At 42.0% G+C, this 18,479-nt stretch carries 17 protein-coding genes and 1 other annotated feature; of the genes, 7 read left to right on the top strand and 10 right to left on the bottom strand.

The window, feature by feature from the left end; genetic code table 11:
* Nucleotides 1-64: 64 nt before the first annotated feature.
* The 4 genes from thiI to ezrA all read right to left on the bottom strand — a co-directional run bounded on the left by thiI (nucleotide 65) and on the right by ezrA (nucleotide 4,567).
* The gene (gene thiI / locus P855_RS0110125; protein WP_028783468.1) at nucleotides 65-1,273 is read right to left on the bottom strand and encodes a tRNA uracil 4-sulfurtransferase ThiI; all 1,209 of its coding nucleotides are present in this window, start codon (nucleotides 1,271-1,273) and stop codon (nucleotides 65-67) included.
* A 7-nt stretch (nucleotides 1,274-1,280) separates the two neighbouring features.
* A complete protein-coding gene (locus P855_RS0110130) occupies nucleotides 1,281-2,420 on the bottom strand; it encodes a cysteine desulfurase family protein (RefSeq protein WP_028783469.1) in 1,140 nt (379 codons plus the stop codon).
* A gap of 111 nt (nucleotides 2,421-2,531) precedes the next feature.
* Entirely contained in the window at nucleotides 2,532-2,864 is a 333-nt protein-coding gene (locus P855_RS0110135; protein ID WP_028783470.1) for a hypothetical protein, read from the bottom strand.
* A gap of 11 nt (nucleotides 2,865-2,875) precedes the next feature.
* The gene (ezrA, locus tag P855_RS0110140) at nucleotides 2,876-4,567 is read right to left on the bottom strand and encodes a septation ring formation regulator EzrA (RefSeq protein ID WP_028783471.1); all 1,692 of its coding nucleotides are present in this window, start codon (nucleotides 4,565-4,567) and stop codon (nucleotides 2,876-2,878) included.
* A 159-nt stretch (nucleotides 4,568-4,726) separates the two neighbouring features.
* On the opposite strand from ezrA, the gene hisJ reads away from it, so the two are divergent.
* A complete protein-coding gene (gene hisJ / locus P855_RS0110145) occupies nucleotides 4,727-5,536 on the top strand; it encodes a histidinol-phosphatase HisJ (RefSeq protein ID WP_028783472.1) in 810 nt (269 codons plus the stop codon).
* On the opposite strand, the gene refZ is transcribed toward hisJ, so the two are convergent.
* Nucleotides 5,515-6,135 (bottom strand): forespore capture DNA-binding protein RefZ, encoded by a 621-nt coding sequence (gene refZ / locus P855_RS0110150; RefSeq protein WP_028783473.1) that lies wholly within the window; start codon nucleotides 6,133-6,135, stop codon nucleotides 5,515-5,517. The genes hisJ and refZ overlap by 22 nt on opposite strands.
* Nucleotides 6,136-6,267: 132 nt before the next feature.
* Here refZ and P855_RS0110155 point away from each other — a divergent pair, with 132 nt between their 5' ends.
* Entirely contained in the window at nucleotides 6,268-6,753 is a 486-nt protein-coding gene (locus tag P855_RS0110155; RefSeq protein ID WP_028783474.1) for a GAF domain-containing protein, read from the top strand.
* A 243-nt stretch (nucleotides 6,754-6,996) separates the two neighbouring features.
* Nucleotides 6,997-7,599, top strand: a complete 603-nt coding sequence (gene rpsD, locus P855_RS0110160; RefSeq protein WP_028783475.1) for a 30S ribosomal protein S4 — start codon at nucleotides 6,997-6,999, stop codon at nucleotides 7,597-7,599.
* A gap of 292 nt (nucleotides 7,600-7,891) precedes the next feature.
* On the opposite strand, the gene tyrS is transcribed toward rpsD, so the two are convergent.
* Nucleotides 7,892-9,160, bottom strand: a complete 1,269-nt coding sequence (gene tyrS / locus P855_RS0110165; protein ID WP_028783476.1) for a tyrosine--tRNA ligase — start codon at nucleotides 9,158-9,160, stop codon at nucleotides 7,892-7,894.
* A 90-nt stretch (nucleotides 9,161-9,250) separates the two neighbouring features.
* Nucleotides 9,251-9,461: a binding site (T-box leader), on the bottom strand.
* A 123-nt stretch (nucleotides 9,462-9,584) separates the two neighbouring features.
* Between tyrS and P855_RS20765 the strand changes: the two genes are divergently transcribed.
* The 4 genes from P855_RS20765 to P855_RS0110185 all read left to right on the top strand — a co-directional run bounded on the left by P855_RS20765 (nucleotide 9,585) and on the right by P855_RS0110185 (nucleotide 15,262).
* Nucleotides 9,585-12,623, top strand: coding sequence for a transglycosylase domain-containing protein (locus tag P855_RS20765; RefSeq protein ID WP_051353136.1), 3,039 nt, complete (start codon nucleotides 9,585-9,587; stop codon nucleotides 12,621-12,623).
* 167 nt (nucleotides 12,624-12,790) lie between these two features.
* Nucleotides 12,791-13,438, top strand: a complete 648-nt coding sequence (locus tag P855_RS0110175) for a GNAT family N-acetyltransferase (protein ID WP_028783477.1) — start codon at nucleotides 12,791-12,793, stop codon at nucleotides 13,436-13,438.
* Nucleotides 13,439-13,442: 4 nt separating this feature from the next.
* Nucleotides 13,443-14,087, top strand: a complete 645-nt coding sequence (locus P855_RS0110180; RefSeq protein ID WP_028783478.1) for an acetoin utilization AcuB family protein — start codon at nucleotides 13,443-13,445, stop codon at nucleotides 14,085-14,087.
* On the top strand, nucleotides 14,084-15,262 hold the full coding sequence (locus P855_RS0110185) for an acetoin utilization protein AcuC (RefSeq protein WP_028783479.1): 1,179 nt from the start codon (nucleotides 14,084-14,086) through the stop codon (nucleotides 15,260-15,262). Before P855_RS0110180 ends, P855_RS0110185 begins: the two co-directional genes overlap by 4 nt.
* Nucleotides 15,263-15,313: 51 nt before the next feature.
* Here the strand turns inward: P855_RS0110185 and motS are convergent, their stop codons facing one another.
* The 4 genes from motS to P855_RS22265 all read right to left on the bottom strand — a co-directional run bounded on the left by motS (nucleotide 15,314) and on the right by P855_RS22265 (nucleotide 18,390).
* A complete protein-coding gene (gene motS, locus P855_RS0110190) occupies nucleotides 15,314-16,120 on the bottom strand; it encodes a flagellar motor protein MotS (RefSeq protein WP_028783480.1) in 807 nt (268 codons plus the stop codon).
* Nucleotides 16,110-16,928: a flagellar motor protein MotP gene (gene motP, locus P855_RS0110195; RefSeq protein ID WP_028783481.1), complete on the bottom strand. Its 819-nt coding sequence runs from the start codon at nucleotides 16,926-16,928 to the stop codon at nucleotides 16,110-16,112. The genes motS and motP overlap by 11 nt, the downstream gene beginning before the upstream one ends.
* 55 nt (nucleotides 16,929-16,983) lie before the next feature.
* Nucleotides 16,984-17,979: a catabolite control protein A gene (gene ccpA, locus P855_RS0110200; protein ID WP_028783482.1), complete on the bottom strand. Its 996-nt coding sequence runs from the start codon at nucleotides 17,977-17,979 to the stop codon at nucleotides 16,984-16,986.
* A 246-nt stretch (nucleotides 17,980-18,225) separates the two neighbouring features.
* Nucleotides 18,226-18,390, bottom strand: a complete 165-nt coding sequence (locus P855_RS22265; RefSeq protein WP_161628816.1) for a hypothetical protein — start codon at nucleotides 18,388-18,390, stop codon at nucleotides 18,226-18,228.
* Nucleotides 18,391-18,479 lie beyond the last annotated feature (89 nt).

Here is an 18,479-nt window from a genome sequence, read left to right on the forward strand (position 1 = left end):
TTTTTCATTCAAAACTCACACTGGTATTTGTTGCTAGTAGGTTAAAGGTTGTCACAAAGCATATTTAGAACAAATCTTTAAATTCATTTACAGACTCTGAAGCTGTTTGAAGTTTAAGCTCCATGATCTCTCTTTCCTCTACTGCTTGTTTAATATCTTCAGAAAAATCAACTGCTGATTCATAATATCTGGCTTTCTCTTTACTTGGCCTCGTTTTAGGGGATTTTGGTACAAAGACTGTACAACAATCCTCATATGGGCGGATAGAAATATCATACATACCTATTTGTTGAGAAATTGATATGATATCAAGCTTATCCATGGCGACCAACGGACGGATTACTGGATAATTGGTCACATCGTTGATAGCACTCATACTCTCCATCGTCTGACTTGCAACCTGGCCCAGAGATTCACCAGTAGTCATAGAAAGAATCTCCTGTTCTTTTGCAACAGCTTCACTGATTCTTAACATCAGTCTTCTCATAATGGTCATACTATACCCTTCAGGCATTTCCTGATGGATTTTTTGCTGAATATTCGTAAAAGGTATGAGATGAACTTTTAATTTAATACCGAAGCGAGTCAATTCCTGTGCTAAATCCATAACTTTCTGTTTAGCCCGCTCACTCGTGTAAGGAGGGGAGTGAAAATGAATCGCTTCAACTTCAACACCTCGCTTCATAGCGAGATATCCGGCAACCGGACTATCGATTCCTCCGGATAAAAGTAATAAAGTCTTGCCGGTTGTCCCTACTGGCAGACCACCTGCGCCAGGGTATTTTTTTGCAGTAATATAAACCGCGTCCTGCCGGATTTCCACAGAAATCTCTACATCAGGATTGTGAACATCAACTGTTACATCCTCTGTATTTTTTAAGATATGGCCGCCTAAACGCTGATTCATTTCCTGCGATCCAATCGGGAACGTTTTATCCGTACGTTTTGCAGATATTTTGAAAGTCTTTGCGTTTTCTGAATCATTAAAGGCAAACAGTGCTGCTTCTTTAATTTTATCTTCCTCTTTTTCAGTTCGAATGGCAAAACTTAAACTCTGAATGCCAAACACTTCCTGACATGTTTCCATGACTTTATAGGGATCTTCTCCATTTAACATGACATACATACGATCTCTTGTTTTCTTTAGTTTAGTAGCTGGATATCGTTTCAATTTATGTGTCACATTGCTTTGCAGCTTTTGCTCAAACTTATGACGGTTTTTTCCTTTAAGCGCCATTTCACCGTAACGCACCATGATTTGATCGAATTGCATAATTTATCTACCCCATCACTTTGTTTAATTCCGCTAGTACTTTTTCTAATTCACTTGCAAACATATCAATTTCTTCTTGTGTATTTTGATAAGACATACTGATTCGCAAAGCACTTGTCGTCCTGTCTTCTTTCAGCTGACAGGCAGCCAAAACAGCACTTTCATCTGATCGTTTGGAAGAACAGGCAGACATGGTGGAAATGTATATCCCTTTTTCTCCGAGCGCATGAATGACTACTTCCGGCTTAAAACCAGGCACAGAAACATTAATAATATGTGGAGCTGCCTCCGATGGTGAATTAATGATGACAAAAGGATTAACAGCCAGCCTGTTTCTCAACCGCTCATTCAAAGTTCTAAGCTTATTCACGGCTGTTGCTTTCTGTTGCATGCTCATTCGCAACGCTTTAACAAATGAAACATTCCCTGCCAGGTTTTCTGTCCCTGCCCGGTATGCCCCTTCCTGACCACCACCGTGATGAAGAGGGAAAAGTTTCGTCCTCCTTTTGACGAATAAAGCCCCAGTACCATTCAAGCCATGAACCTTATGACCTGACATGGTACATAGATCAATTCCACATTCATAAAAGTCCATATCTATCTTTCCAAGACCCTGGACATGATCGACATGGAAAAATATCTTTGGATACTCATGAACTACTTGTCCTATTTCACGAATCGGCTGGACAGTGCCCAGCTCATTATTCACAGACATGATACTGATTAATACTGTATCCTGCCGTATGCTTGCCTTAATATCTTCCACTCGTACCGAACCCGTTTCTGTAACAGGGAGGTAGCTGACTTCAAATCCTAAAGATTCCAAGGCCCTGCATGCTTCCAGAACAGAAGGGTGTTCGATTTGTGTTGTAATAATATGCTTCCCTCTACTCTGGTGTTCTAATGCAATCCCCTTTATCGCGATGTTGTTCCCTTCGGTTCCTCCGGATGTAAAAATAACCTCTTCGGGAGATACTTTCAGAAGCTGTGCTGCCTGTTTTTTGGATTGAAGTAATAAACGTTCCGCTTCGCTTCCAAATTTGTGGATAGAAGAAGGGTTGGCATAATATTGTTCTGCTACTTTTTGAAAGCTCTGGACGACTTCCGGATAAGGTTTTGTCGTCGCACTATTGTCTAAATATATCATCGGGATGTCCCCTTCAGCGTTATTTTGCAGTCTCATATATTATCATAACTTATGTTAAAAATAAACAATACAGGAACTGTCACTAAAGTCATGACGGTTCCTGTATTTATACTAATACTTATTTTCTGGATCTTCTCCAGCTTCTAATGAAGCCAATAAAGTATCAATCGAAAGACGTCCATCTTTAGAAACGTCCTCTACCCACGCTTTGGTAATCGCGGTTTCACCTATAATTGTGCCACCCACTGCTGTCTCTCTATCCTTTGCTGCCAAGTCAGCCAGTTCTGGAATTTTTGGTACACTGCGTTCCTGAATAACTATGCTATTCTTAACATTATGCGGCCGTGCTATAAGTGATTTATCTTGGGTGACTGCAATAAATATGACTGTTGACCAGATGCTAATGGTCAACAATCCTAATAAAGCGACTAGCCATGTTTTCATCGTCATCCACCCTAAACCAAAACGTTTTGTTGTGTTTTTAACCGGCTTAACCCATCCGGGTCGATCTCCTGAATAGCTTCCGCGGCTTGTTCAAGCGCCGTATCATAGTGGTAAGAACGAAATTCCCGTTCTGCTTCTGAGAGCCTGGCGGCAATCAATGGATATTGACTTCGATAGCGATTACCATATTGAATCACAGATTCTGCAAGCTGCGCCTGGTCCATTGTATAACTTGCTGCTTCAGTTACATGTGTGATCTTTGCTGAAGCATTGTCCAGGGCGGCATTAACTTTTGTCATTTCCAAAGGTTGCTGTTCTAAAGTCATAAAGACCTCTTGCAACTCCTCGTATGCTTGTTTTAATTCGACTGCCAATTCTTCAGGAATTCCAGGCATATTACTTTTATTTAATTTCCTATTGATATCCAGTAAAGATTGCTGCATCGAGACAAGTTTTTCCTTTGCTTCATTTTCATCTTTGCGCAACGTTCTGATTCGATCACTGAATTGTTTATGTTCCACTTGCAATTCTTCTAATTGTTTTTGGCAATCCTCAAGCTTGGCCTGTAAGTCGGTATAAGAAGTTGAATCATCTTCTAGTTTTTTCTGAAAATCAAGAAATTGTTTCTTGATCTTCACCATCCATTTTTCCAGCAATTGCTGTTTTTCCATATCTTCATCTTCGAAGTGGTAGGTACGCTGTAATTCTTGGACTTCTTCTTTAGTGGCAAGCAGAATTTGTTCTGATTCTTCCAGCACTTTCTGATAAGGCTCATATTGTTTTTCGATATTGTTTCGAGCTATCGCTTCTTTTTCAAGCAACTGATATATTTCCTGGATACGCACTTCGATTTCTGTGATAGAATCCTCCACCCCATCTAAGCTGCTTTGTTCCATGACAGTGAGACAGTCAGCAAGGGTTTCCCTGTGATTATGTATTTCTTTTTCAAACCCCAGATGGTTCAGGCGGTATCCTTCCTCTTTCATCTCTGCCATACCAGCCAGAATTTCATCTAACTGCATCGGTACTTCCTGCCGGCATTTTTTATATAATAATGGAAATGCAGAGATTCGCTGTTGAAGCTCCTCCAGAATAATTTTCAGCTGGTGGACCAGTTGCTTCGCTTCCATGTAATCGCCTTGTTCCACCAAATTCCGGTAATCGTCAAGCGTTTGCTGGATCGTATTTATTTCCTCGTCAAAAGCACGGTATGCTTTTCCATACTTATGGCGATTTTGGACCAATTCTTTTTTCAAGTCATTTAATAAAGGTTCAATATGTTCGACTTCCCGGCGGCTTGACTCTTCTGATTCCAATAGCTGTTCAAGTTCTTTGAATATTTCTTCTATGTCCTTTTCCTTGTCTTCCAGCTTCTTTTCTATCAGCTGGATTTTGTGCTTCGCTTTCCGGAATCGGTAACGGTCTGCCGCTTCTTCGACATCGAATAGATCTTCTTCGAGATCCGGAAGCTCTTGGGTTAAGATACTATCCCAGCGTTCCCGCCATGTTTCAAACTTCTCATGAGTTTCTCCCGACAAATTCAAATTCTTCACTTTTGAAAGCTCTTCTGTCACTTTTCGATTCATAATTTCCATTTTCCAATTTTCCAGTCGATCGACTTCATCATATATCTTTTTCCTGGCAATCAAACCATATATGATAAGCCCGATAATAACTAAAATTAACCCGATCAAATACTCCATAAACAGCCTCCTAACAGATGACACCTTTCAATAGAGGAAAATAGGCTCCAAAATGATAAATTGTTGTAATTATGATACCATGAGAACGATCATTTTTGCTAAAATATTTCAAAATAATTAACAATATGACATTTTCTTCTACACTAAAGGGGGAGTTTGATGATTATTGATGGTCATATCCATACACCATACTGTCCACACGGTTCTTCTGATTCGTTCAAAGCCTATATAGAACAGGCGCTGAAACAAGGTTATCAAACAATGACTTTCACAGAACACGCGCCATTACCCCCCTCATTCCATGACCCTGTGCCTGATAAAGACAGTGGAATGAAGCTTTCCCTAATGGAAAGTTATATTAAGGATATTCAACAAATAAAAAAAGAATATCAAAAGGAAATTGACATTCTCCTCGGACTCGAAGTCGATTATATCGAAGGGTATCAGCAGCAAACTTCCCTTTTTCTCTCTGAATATGGCGACGTTCTGGATGACAGTATTCTTTCCGTCCATTTTTTAAAGGGACCGAGTGGCAGATACCATTGTATTGACTTCAGTGAGTCAGCATTTCAGAAAGCTGTCGAAGATTTTGGTGCAATAGAAAAGGTGTACCAAAGTTATTTTTCTACAATAGAACAGTCTATACAAGCTGATCTTGGTCCTTACAAACCTGCCAGGATCGGACATATGACATTAGTAAGGAAGTTCCATCACAGATTTCCGTCTCCCTCGGAATGGGATAAACCAGTCCCGGAGCTGTTAAAAAAAATCAAGCAGAAAAGTTATCAACTGGACTATAATGGTGCCGGCTATTATAAGCCTGCCTGCAAGGAAAGCTATCCACCTCATACGATTGCTGCACAAGCTTACCGTGCCGGTATTCCGCTCGTGTACGGGTCCGATGCTCATACCAGTTCTGCTATCGGTCAGGGACTTGACCAAATTGATCAAACACTGATAACCGGCTGAGCACAAAGCATCTTCACCCACTTTTTCACCGTGCGGCTGTACTGTTGAGCAAAGTAGCTGTGCGATTGATCGAAAGTCACGAAATCTTTCCAATCATGCGGCATCGCATAAGGTGCCTGCAGCATGCCTTTGAATTGCAGGAACAAAAACTTTGTATCTCTTTTCTCTTTCACCACCGGTGCTACCACCTGTTGGAACAGGGCATATAGTAAATGGTTTTCTTTGGACAGGTAAGTGACGAGCATTTCCCGGACAAATTGGTTATCCAGAGAAAGCTCCCGCTGGATAAGACAGGTAAGTTGATGCCGGTCCTGTTTATAATGTAAAATTACTTCAATCAGACGACACAGGCGGTCAATTGGTTCTAATTCATCCAGGGCTTCCGCCTGTTGCTCAATCAAATCAATATAATCTTCATAATAATCGATAATCAACGTTTCTAAAAGCCCTTGCTTATTGGTGAAATAATAACTGATCAATGAGACATTTACAGCTGCCTCGCCCGCAATATCTCTTACCGAGGTACCATGGTACCCCTTGAGAAAAAATTGCCGACAAGCGACATCCATCACTTTTTGTCTGGTCGTGGTCTTTTTCATCAGGACATCAGCTCCTCTCTGTATTGATAAGAATTTCGCCGCAAATAAGCAAGAATCCTGTTAAAAGCGTTCGTCAAATCCTGCGCTTGCAGGCTCGAAAAATATCGAATCAAGAAACTGGAGGGGTATCAAATGTTCCAAACCATTCACTATAATGGAACCCGAGAAGAAAACTATCAACTATTAATCAAGCAGCTTGCCGCCTTGCTCGAAGGGGAAACCGATCAAATAGCTAACCTTTCGAATGCTTCTTCCTTACTGAACCAATTCCTGGCAGATGTCAATTGGGTCGGGTTTTATATATGGAAACAGGAAGAAAATGAATTGGTGCTAGGCCCGTTCCAGGGACTGCCAGCCTGTGTTCGTATTCCATCGGGGAAAGGAGTATGCGGAACAGCGGTTTCAGATAAACAAACCCAACTCGTCTCAGATGTACATGCCTTTCCCGGACATATCGCCTGTGATGCTGCAAGTCAGTCCGAAATCGTCGTCCCCTTGCATAAAGGCGGAGAGATCTTCGGAGTCCTGGATATAGACAGCCCATCTAAAAACCGTTTCGATGAAACAGACAAAAAATACCTGGAGAAATTCGCCCGAACACTGGAAAACAATCTCTAATGATAACTAGTAAATCTCAATTCTTCCTTGACTTCTCTATCTGTAGAGCCTATAATAGCCTTTGTGTAAAATAAATGGCAGCCTATGTGAACCTGCGTTGTCATCATTTTGTTCCTCTAGATAGGAGGTGCATCGTGTAACTCTCTGCTGCTGGAGCGATGGTGCATGAAAACAAAATGAGCATCGTGTGTGGGACACACTGTTTTTATTTTATGCAAATAAAATAAAAAGGAGGAAATACCTATGGCACGCTATACAGGTCCGACTTGGAAAAAGTCACGTCGCCTTGGCATTTCTTTAAGCGGAACAGGTAAGGAGCTTGACAAGCGCCCTTACGCTCCAGGACAACATGGTCCAAACCAACGTAAAAAACTTTCAGAATACGGTCTTCAACTACAAGAGAAGCAGAAGCTTCGCTTTATGTATGGACTAACGGAACGTCAATTCCGTCGCCTATTCGAAGAAGCTGGTAACATGAAAGGTATCCACGGTGAAAACTTCATGACTTTACTAGAATCCCGTTTGGATAACCTCGTTTACCGCTTAGGCTTGGCTCGTACTCGTCGTCAAGCTCGTCAATTGGTAAACCACGGTCACGTGACTGTTGATGGTGGACGTGTTGACATTCCATCTTACCGCGTGAAGCCTGGTCAAGTTATCGGTCTACGTGAAAAATCCCAAAACCTTGACTCTATCAAAGAAGCGGTAGAAGTGAACAACTTTGTTCCTGAATACCTTACTTTCGATGAAGAGAAAATGGAAGGTACTTACAGCCGTCTTCCAGAACGCGCTGAGCTTCCTTCTGAAATCAATGAAGCCCTTATCGTTGAGTTCTACTCTCGTTAATATGCTTCCACAAAAGCCATCCGATTACCGGATGGCTTTATTTATTACCCTCAACATTTAAATGTGGCCTTTACCATATGAAGGGTGGAAAGGTCCAGGACACTACATCCCTGCGGTGGCCTGGTAAGGTTCCAATGTTTATGCGAGATACTGATTTAAGAGTAAGGGTAAAAAGATATGTGTTTGTATTTACTAACAAAAAACGAGTATGGAAGGTTCCATACTCGTTTTAGTCTGCCATTTGATCGGTTTTTAATCGTTATCTGAACGACTTAGGAAAACCATCTTTTTCCTATTGGAATCGAATCATAAAATATTTCTTTTTGCCTCGGCGGATGATCGTGAAATTTCCCTCTATACGATCCTCCTCCTGCAATGTATGGCCAAGGTCCTGCTGGCGATTACCATTGATGTAAATTGCACCGTTCTTAATATCTTCTCGCGCCTGCCTTTTGGAAGATGAAATGCCCGCTTCTACCAACAACTCAACCAGACCGATTTCCTGATTATCTGTAGTATAGGCAGGAACATCTTTAAAGCCTTGTTCGATTTCTTCTCCAGTCAATGACTTGATATCACCACTGAACAGTGCTTCTGTAATACGCTGTGCTTGCTCTAATGCTCCCTTTCCATGAACCATCTCGGTCATTTCTTCAGCTAAGCGACGCTGTGCCGCGCGTTTTTCCGGCTGCTCTTGTAACTCTTTTTCCAATTCAGCGATTTCTTCCATTTCCAGGAATGTAAAAGACTTTAAGAATTTGATTACATCACGATCATCTGTGTTAATCCAAAACTGGTAAAACTCATATGGAGAGGTCTTTTTGCTGTCGAGCCAAATGGCGCCGCCAGCTGTCTTGCCGAACTTGCTGCCATCCGCCTTTGTTACCAGTGGGACAGTAAGTCCGTATGCTTTCACTTCTTCTTCTCCACCCGCACGTCTGCGAATGAACTCTAGACCAGCAGTAATGTTTCCCCACTGGTCGCTTCCTCCGATTTGCAATGTACAATTCTCTTTTTGGTACAAGTTATAAAAGTCTAGCGATTGCAGAATCATATAACTGAATTCGGTGTAAGAAATCCCCTGCTCTATACGGGATTCGACAGAATCTTTGGCAAGCATGTAGTTGATTCCAAAATGCTTTCCTGTATCACGCAGGAACTCGATTATATTGATGGAAGAAAGCCATTCATAGTTATTACGGGCAACTGCAGCATTCTCCCCTTTATCAAAATCCAACAGCTTGGCAAGCTGTTTCTTGATACTTTCGCTAAAGCCTTCCACTACATGTGCCTCATTCAATTGGCGCTCTGTGGAACGTCCACTCGGATCTCCAATCATCCCGGTGCCTCCGCCAACCAAGGCTATTGGACGGTGACCAGCACGCTGGAACCTTTTCAACATCAGAATTGGGAGCAGATGTCCGATGTGCAAGCTATCAGCCGTTGGGTCGAACCCACAGTATAATGTCACCTGGTTTTCCTCCAGATGCTTCTTCAACCCTTCTTCATCTGTAATTTGATTAATTAACCCTCTTTGTTCTAAGTCCTGTAGAATCTCCATGCTTTCACTCCTCCATTTAATACGGCTCAAACCAGCACGCCACGTGGTAAATATATCCATCAGGACAAACAAAAAAACCCGTCCTTAATAAAAAGGGACGAGCATTGTCGCGGTACCACCCTTGTTGCACGACAAGCGTGCCACTTGTATCGATAACGGCCTGGTTAAAAACCGTCTCCTGTCCATACAGAAGAAAGCTCCGGATCGTAATTCGCAAGATGAATGTGTACCGCCTCACAGCAGCCGGCGGCTCTCTGAATACAGGGATCCTCTTACTACTTCAATCGTTCATTGCTATTGCTATTTAACTTAATAATATTTTTAACATAGTCATTTAAAAAAAGCAATCTTAAATTCAATTCATCCATACCTGACACTGGCAGAATGTGTTATAATATAGACTGGAATTTTAGGAGGTCTTATTATGTCTAATAACCCATTAAAAGGTATAAATAAAGCAAAAATCCAAGAATTTTGGCAGAGCGGCAAATTGCAAAAATCCAGCCGAATCACCTATGATGTTGCCTGGAATATCATTTTGTTCTTTATTATTCTTGGTGTCATCGGCCTGTTTTTTGCCGGTGGTGCCGGCGCAGGATATTTCGCATCCCTTGTCAAAGACGAAACAGTCAGAAGCAAGAAGGAAATGAGTCATGATATCTATGATTATTCCTCCACCTCAGAACTCTATTTTGCAGATAATAAATACTTAGGAAAAATACGAACTGACCTGCACCGTGAAGAGGTTAAACTGGAAGAGGTCTCTCCATACTTAAAAAATGCCATTATTGCAACAGAAGATGCTAACTTCAAAGAACACGACGGGGTAGTACCTAAGGCGATCATGCGTGCTGTTGCACAGGAAGTGACGAACGCCTCGGTTAAAACCGGCGGTAGTACATTGACACAGCAATTGATTAAGAACCAGATTTTGACAAATGAAGTGTCTTTTGAACGTAAGGCTAAGGAAATTCTGCTTGCCCTGCGCTTGGAGCGTTTCTTTGAAAAAGATGAAATATTAGAAGCGTACCTGAATATCGTACCATTCGGCAGAGATGCGAACGGCCGCAATATAGCTGGTATTCAAACAGCAGCTCAGGGAATTTTCGATGTTGAAGCTAAGGATCTTTCCCTCCCTCAAGCTGCATTTATAGCAGGATTACCTCAAAGTCCTACCTATTACTCTCCATTCACCAATGGTGGAAAGGTAAAAGAAAGCATTGAACCAGGACTAAGCAGAATGAGGGAAGTTTTATCCCGGATGTTGGAAGGCGGCTACATTACCCAGGAGGAATATGACAAAGCAATCAATTATGATGTGAAAGCAAACCTGGCAAAACCAGAAACTTCTTCCGTGAATGAATACCCTTGGCTGACCTTTGAAGTGGAAGATCGTGCAACAGATGTTTTATCTAGGTATCTAGCAAAACAGGCCGGATACACGATGGAAGATTTAAAGAATGATGACGAGCTGAGAAAAGAATTCCAACAAAATGCCGAACGTGAACTGCGTTCTGGCGGTTATAAAGTTCATACTACTATCGATAAAGCTATGTACGATGTCGTCCAAAAAGTTAAGAATGAATATACCAATTACGGTCGTGATAAGACCACTCAATTGGAAGATGCTGATGGTAACATGGTAAATGTCACCCTTCCTGTCCAGGTGGGAAGTGTGATCATGGAAAATAAAACCGGTAAGGTGCTCGCCTTTATCGGGGGTCGTGATTTCTTCAATAAAGGTGAATTGAATCATGCCACTCAAGCACGTCGTTCAGCTGGTAGTACCATGAAGCCAATATTGGCTTATGCTCCCGGTATAGAGGAAGGCGTTCTTCACCCAGGCTCGGTATTTGCCGATGTCCCATATAGATATGAAAGCGGTAAAGAACTTGGTAACTACACAGGGAGATACCATGGTTTCACTTCCGTAAGATATGCGTTAGCGAAGTCTTATAACGTACCAGCGGTCAAAGCTTTCACTAAAGCCAGGAATAAAGTGGATATCGCCAAGTATGGAAAAAGCTTAGGCTTTACTACCATTCCAGAAGAACAATACAGCTATCAAACGACAGCGATCGGAGCGCCGGAAGTCACCATCGAAGAAAACACCAATGCCTTTGCTGCATTAGGTAATAATGGGCAATTTGCTGATGCCTATATGATTGAAAAGATTGTCGACAAAAATGGTGAAACCATTTACGAGCATAAAAGCAAAGCGAAGAAAGTCTTTAGTCCACAGACAGCTTACTTGACATTGGATATGATGAGGGATGTCCTTAAATACGGAACAGCCGCTGGTATTAAGGGACAGCTTACCAACCCTGGTGTCGACTGGGCAGGAAAAACAGGTACTTCCAATAGTTATAAAGATACTTGGTTCATTGCTACGAACCCGAATATCACCGTGAGCATGTGGATGGGATATGATTACAAACTACAACTGGATAGCAACGGCTATAGCAGTCGCAACACCACCCTTTGGGCACGTGTCGTCAATGCTATTTCAGAAGTCAAGCCCGATGTCGCCGTTCCTAACAGGAGCTTCCAGCGGCCGGAAGGTATTGTCCAACGATCTTATTGCGCTACCTCTGGGCTATTGCCTTCAGACTTATGTTCGAAAGCGGGCCTCGTTGAATCAGACATCTATAATGCTAAGTATGCACCTTCTAAGAGAGATGACAGTTTGATTACTGGAGGCAATTTCGTGAACGTGAAGGGTAAAACAGTCGTGGCGGGCCCTAATACACCTCGCGAATTTGTAAACGAAAGTTCAAGGGGAGTCATGTTGAACCCTGACTTCTTAAAAGAAAATAACCTGAATTCACCAGAGAAACTTCGTCATCTGATACCTTCCTCCGGAAAATGGAGCAATGTTGCTTTACCAAGCGGTACTGCTGCCAACGTATCAGAAAGTATCAACAATGACGGGCAAAACCCAGCTACACCTGGAGGAGTCTCCGCCAGCGGATCTGCTATCAGCTGGGCTGCTTCCTCCAGTAATGATGTGGTCGGTTACCGGGTATATCGTGCTTCTTCCAAAGGCGGTCCTTTCAGCCTGATAGGAAGTACGACAAACACGAAGTATGGATTTTCTGGATCTGATGGCTTTTATGCGGTTCGTGCGGTCGATTACTTTGGAATGGAGTCCTCTCTTTCTTCTTCTATCAAGGTAGGCTCTCCCGGGCAGCCAAGTGAACCTGAGGAACCAGCTGATACTCCTCCTGAAAAACCTAAGAAGGAACCGGAAGAAGAGCCTGAGGAGCAGCCGGAGCAACCGCCAGCTGATGATACGTCTGAGGAACCATCAAATAATGATGATTCGTCTTCTAGTGACACTGGCAGTATAAGTAATGGCAGTGGAAATAATTCAGGCAGTGAAAATGGTAACACGAATGAGAACACAGAAGAAGGTAACACGGATACTACGGATACCACTGATACTACTGAGCCTACAAACTAAAACAATATCGGATGATATCTTGTCAACTCCCATGCTGCGATGAGCAGTATGGGAATTTTTTTTAATCTACTTAACAAACCGGTACCAGCTGATAGATTCAAAATAGATAGATTTCATGTATAATGGAAGCAACAGTGATAATAACCTTTATAGCAGGTGGTGTATCGATGAAGCATGTAAAAACGTACCATTCCAAGGAACTGGATACGGAAAATGGATCTTTAACCATTGAAGGTCCCCTTACCTCTGAAGAACTCTCCAACTATGACTTTCACCCAGATTTAAATGCATTTCGCCCAGGTCCAAAGCAGTTCGAAGCAATCAAAAGCATTGCGGACTTTGAAGAGGGACGTATCATCATTGCAAGACATGAGAATACGATAGCCGGCTATGTAACTTATCTGCATCCAGACCCCCTGGAGCGATGGTCAGAGTTTCAAATGGAAGATTTGATTGAACTTGGCGCCATTGAAGTCATTCCGGATTTCCGAGGTGCCAGGGTTGGCTCTCATTTACTGCAGGTAGCGATGTTGGATGAGTTTATGGAAAACTATATTATCATTTCCACCGAGTACTATTGGCATTGGGATTTGAAGGGTACCGGACTTAGTATATGGAATTATCGTAAAGTGATGGAAAAAATGATGGCCGCAGGCGGGCTGAAACCAGCTCCTACCGATGATCCGGAAATCGTATCCCATCCCGCAAACTGTTTGATGGTGCGTATAGGTCAGCATGTTCCCGAAACTTCCATAGAGAAGTTTGATCAACTACGATTCTTGAACCGGCACAGACAACGAAAACAAGGGAGGTAATCCAATGCTTGTAGAAGAAATCATGAAAACAGACGTAATAACTATGGCACCTTCAGAGACAATCGGAAAAGCACTGCAGCTGTTGAATGATCATCATATCCGGCATTTACCAATTGTGGATGAGAAAAATCAAGTGATCGGAATTGTTTCCGATCGTGATGTACGCGATGCCAGCCCATCCATTTTTGATGAGTCGGAACCCGAAGAGTTTGAAAATGAAATACAAACCATCATGTCTCATCCTGTCATCACTGTCCATCCCCTCGATTTTGTCGAAGAAGTAGCAAGTATATTTTATGAACACGAAATAGCGTGTGTACCAGTGACGAAAGAAGATAAGCTCGTTGGAATCATTACAGAGAAAGACATGCTCTATACCCTGATTCAATTGACCGGTACTAATGTACAAAGCTCCCAAATTGAAATCAAAGTCAAAAATATACCTGGTATACTCCCGAAAGTGACGCAGGTGTTTGGGAAACGAAAAGTCAACATCAGTTCTGTTTTGATTTACCCTTACAAACCTGATTCCCGCTACAAAATACTTGTCTTCCGTATTCAAACCATGAATCCGATGCCTACCATCGAGGATTTGAAAGAAGCTGGCTATGAAGTATTATGGCCGAACATGCCGGGGATGTCATTATGAAATGTCAAGCAGGTTTCGTTTATTCCGATGCCTTCACACGGTATCATTTTCGAGATGATCACCCTTTCAACCAATTACGCGTCCAGATGACCAAAGAATTACTCGAATCGGAAAAAGTATTGGATCCTGAAAATCTTCTCACTCCTCGACTAGCTACAGAAAAGGAATTGGCGCTAGTACATAGCCCTACCTATATAGAAGCTGTCAAAAAAGCCAGTAATGGAGCACTGACAGAAGAGGAAGGTATGGAATTTGGTATCGGTACGGAAGACACTCCTATGTTTGCTGGTATGCATGAAGCATCTTCCCTATTAGTTGGGAGTACATTGACAGCTATTGATGCTGTGCTGGAAGGCGGCTATGAACATGCCTTGAACCTGGGCGGCGGCCTGCACCATGGCTTTGAAAGAAAAGCTTCCGGCTTTTGTATCTATAATGATGGAGCAGTCGGCATTGAATACATTAGAAAGAAATATGGCTATAAGGTATTGTATGTAGATACCGATGCCCATCATGGGGATGGTGTACAATGGTTATTTTACGACGAACCTAATGTCTGTACACTTTCTATCCACGAGACAGGACGTTATTTATTTCCTGGTACCGGCAATGTGACAGAGCGGGGACTAAAAGAAGGATATGGTTATTCTTTTAACCTGCCTATCGATGCTTTTACGGAAGATGAATCCTTTCTTGATTTGTATGAGTCTGCATTCAGGGAAGTAGTGGAATATTTCAAACCTGACGTCATTGTAACCCAGAATGGAGCAGATGCTCACTATCTTGATCCATTGACACATTTGTGTTCTACCATGAAAACATACGAACGTATCCCTCAGCTTGCCCATGAACTAGCCCATCAATATTGTAATGGACGCTGGATTGCTCTTGGAGGAGGAGGTTATGATATGTGGCGGGTAGTACCGAGGGCATGGGCACAGGTCTGGAAAACAATGCTATCCGGTGAGCCCTTTGAAGGGCAATTACCGACGGAATGGAAAAACAAATGGCAAAAGCACGCTCCTGTTGAACTCCCTGAATCATGGCAGGATCCGGAGGGTTTATTTAAGCCTATTCCGCGAAAAGCTGAAATCACAGAAAAAAATAAAAAAGTATTAGCTAAAGCGTTACAATTTATCCATAATCAAAAAAAATATAACCATTTATCTCCTTGATAAAAACCACCTGTGTGCTGAAATTCCAGCGAAAGCAGGTGGTTTTTATAGTTAAGATGAAGTTTTTTTACTGCTGTATGCAGGATCTAAAATAACAATTTCAACTCGCCGGTTTTTACCCCAATTTTCAGGTGAATCATTAGGTACTGCAGGGTGTGTATCTCCAAAGGCTACCGCAGTAAAACGTCCCCTATTCAAATTAGACTCTCCTGCAATATAGCGAATAACACTACTCGCTCTGGCACCGGAAAGCTCCCAATTAGAAGGATAGCGGAAAGTCGAGATAGGACGGTCATCCGTATGTCCTTCTACAGAAATATCGTTCGGTATATTCTTCAGCAATGTTCCGATCTTACCGAGGAATGGCTTTCCTGATTCTAACACCTCTGCTTCGCCAGAGTCGAATAATAATTGCTCCTGAAGCACCAGTACGACTCCACGGTCGGTACGACTTGCAGATATGACATCATTCAATTCATTGTTATCTAAAAAAGTATCCACTTCTTCAACTAATTGATTCAATTCGTGTTCTTTTTGAAGCTCATTATCTTCAGCGTCACGAACTGTGGAATTCACCTCACTCGAAGGATTTTCAAATTCATTCGATAGCTCACCATTCTCCTTCAGGTCGGTCTGTTCTGCAGGATTATCCATTTCTACAGGGGAAGGATAAAAATCAAAAATCATCCGATTACGAAAAGATTCAGAGATAGCTTCAAATTTGACCAGATCGATTTGTGACATTGAAAATAATAAGATGAAAAAAACAAGGATCAGAGTCATCAAATCAGAGTATGTAACCATCCAGCGTGGTGCGCCTTTTTCTTCCTTCTTTTTTATTCGATTCCTACGCCTCATTGGCTGCTTCCCCCACGTAGGCTTCTTCTTCCTGACTCTCCTGTTTTTCTTCCTCTGAGAGGAAGGCACTTAATTTCTCTTCCAGGATTTTAGGGTTCTGACCTGATTGAACGCCAATTACGCCTTCAATAATGATTTGTTTTATAAAAACTTCCTGCTCGGTTTTATTCTCAAGCTTACCTGCCATTGGGATAAAAACCAGGTTAGCCATTACAGTACCATAAAAAGTGGTTAAAAGAGCGACAGCCATTTTTGGACCTAATGTAGTAGGATCAGTCAGACTGTTCAGCATAAGAACAAGACTGATCAATGTCCCAATCATCCCCCATGCCGGGGCATATTCTCCTGCTTTTTCAATAATGGACCTTCCTCTTTGATGCCTCTCTTCTAAAGCAGCAATCTCAGCATCCATAATATCCTGTATGACCTCCGGTTCAATGCCGTCGACAGCCAATAAAATCCCTTTTCTTATAAAAGGATCCCCGACTTCTTCCAGCTCTGATTCAAGGGCTAATAAGCCTTCTCTTCTCGCTCTTTCAGAAAGTCTTATAAATAACGTAATCAATTCACGGAGGTTCGAATCATTTTGTTGAAAGGTCTCTTTGAATACTCTAAAAGTAAGCTTGATCTCGCTTATATTGAAATTAATGATAAGCGCCGCCACTAATCCACCTAGAATGATTACGATCGAAGAAACCTGGATGAATGATTGGACTCCGGAGGCCCCGCCACTGGAAAGAATCCCGAACATGATCATAATCGTACCTAAAGTAATGCCGACAGGAGTTAAAATATCACGCTTCTTCATACTCTCTCTCCCCAACTAATACGTATATATTCTACTCCTAATATCGACACCATTTTTACTTTGTTGAGTTTCTTTCAATAATTCGATGCGGAAGTACTACGTTTTGTTCCGTTACTTCTTCTTTGTTCATATATTTTGTCAATAAACGCATAGCTACTGCACCTATATCATACATCGGCTGAACGACAGTAGATAACGTCGGTCGCACCATTGTGGCAAGACGTGTATTATCGAACCCGAACACTTCAATATCTTCCGGTACCTTTAAACCAGAATCCTGAGCCCCGTGAATGACTCCAAGAGCCATTTCATCAGAAGCGACAAATATTGCAGCAGGGGCCTGTCCACCGGTATTCAACTGTTCGAATGCTTCAATGCCAGAGTCATAAGAATAATCGCCCGTCACAATTAAATCTTCCGAAACTACTCGTCCTGCCTCTTTTAAAGCGCGCTTGTACCCATCCAGCTTTTGGGTGTTGACCTCAGTATTTTCTGGTCCAGAAACAAAAGCTATTTGTTCATTATTATGGGATATCAGTAGCTCTGTTGCTTCAAAGGCTGCTTCTTCATAGTTGATATTTACAGATGGTGTACTTTCCGTTTCATCAATGGTTGCAGCCAAAGCTACTGGTACAGAAGCGTTATTGAATTCACGGATATGGTCATCAGTGATTTTACCGCCCATGAAAACAAGGCCATCTACCTGTTTTCCTAGCATTGTATTAATTAAATGGATTTCCTTTTCTTTATTTTGGTCTGAGTTGCTCAGAATGATATTGTAATTATACATCGTAGCGATGTCTTCAATACCTCTGGCCAGCTCTGCAAAAAAGATACTGGAAATATCCGGGATGATGACACCTACCGTTGTTGTCTTTTTACTTGCCAAACCTCTAGCTACTGCGTTAGGACGATACCCCAGATTCTCAATCGCGTCCAACACCTTTTTCCTTGTTGCCGGCTTGACGTTCGGGTTGCCGTTGACAACCCTGGAAACAGTCGCCATGGAAACATTTGCTTCTCTTGCTACATCATATATAGTTACATTCATGCAAGATTCCCTCCTCTAATTCTCTATTAAGTTTAATTTCAATAAACCAATCATATTATACTATTTTAACAACCGCAATAAAGATGTATATAGAGTTCCCCCTATTCAAATCATACCCCAAAACAGATAAATGTAAAATACACATATAACAACGAATAAAGATTATAAACTCTTTCCGTTCAGTTTTCCTCAAGGCGTGTATTTTATGAATAGCCACATGACAAGAACAAAAGCGTAAGCGCCTTGCTAGTAATGACGTTCGACTAAAAGCGGCACGTCCTCAAAAAAGACTTTGTCTTTTTCTGCGAAGTACATTCTAAGAAGTAGTTCTAGTGTGCCAACGTCGAACTGACCTGCATCCTCGAAAAAGAAAACCGCTTTTTCTTCGTGCGATGTAGTTCTAAGAAGCATTCCTTGTCCTGCAGGCCTCCGACAAGCTTAAGACAAGCCTCGGCGTGACGTTCTCTGTACTTTAATACAGACTAACTTTATTAAAGGAT

This window comes from Thalassobacillus devorans MSP14, assembly GCF_000496835.1.
Lineage (GTDB): Bacteria > Bacillota > Bacilli > Bacillales > Halobacillaceae > Thalassobacillus > Thalassobacillus devorans_B.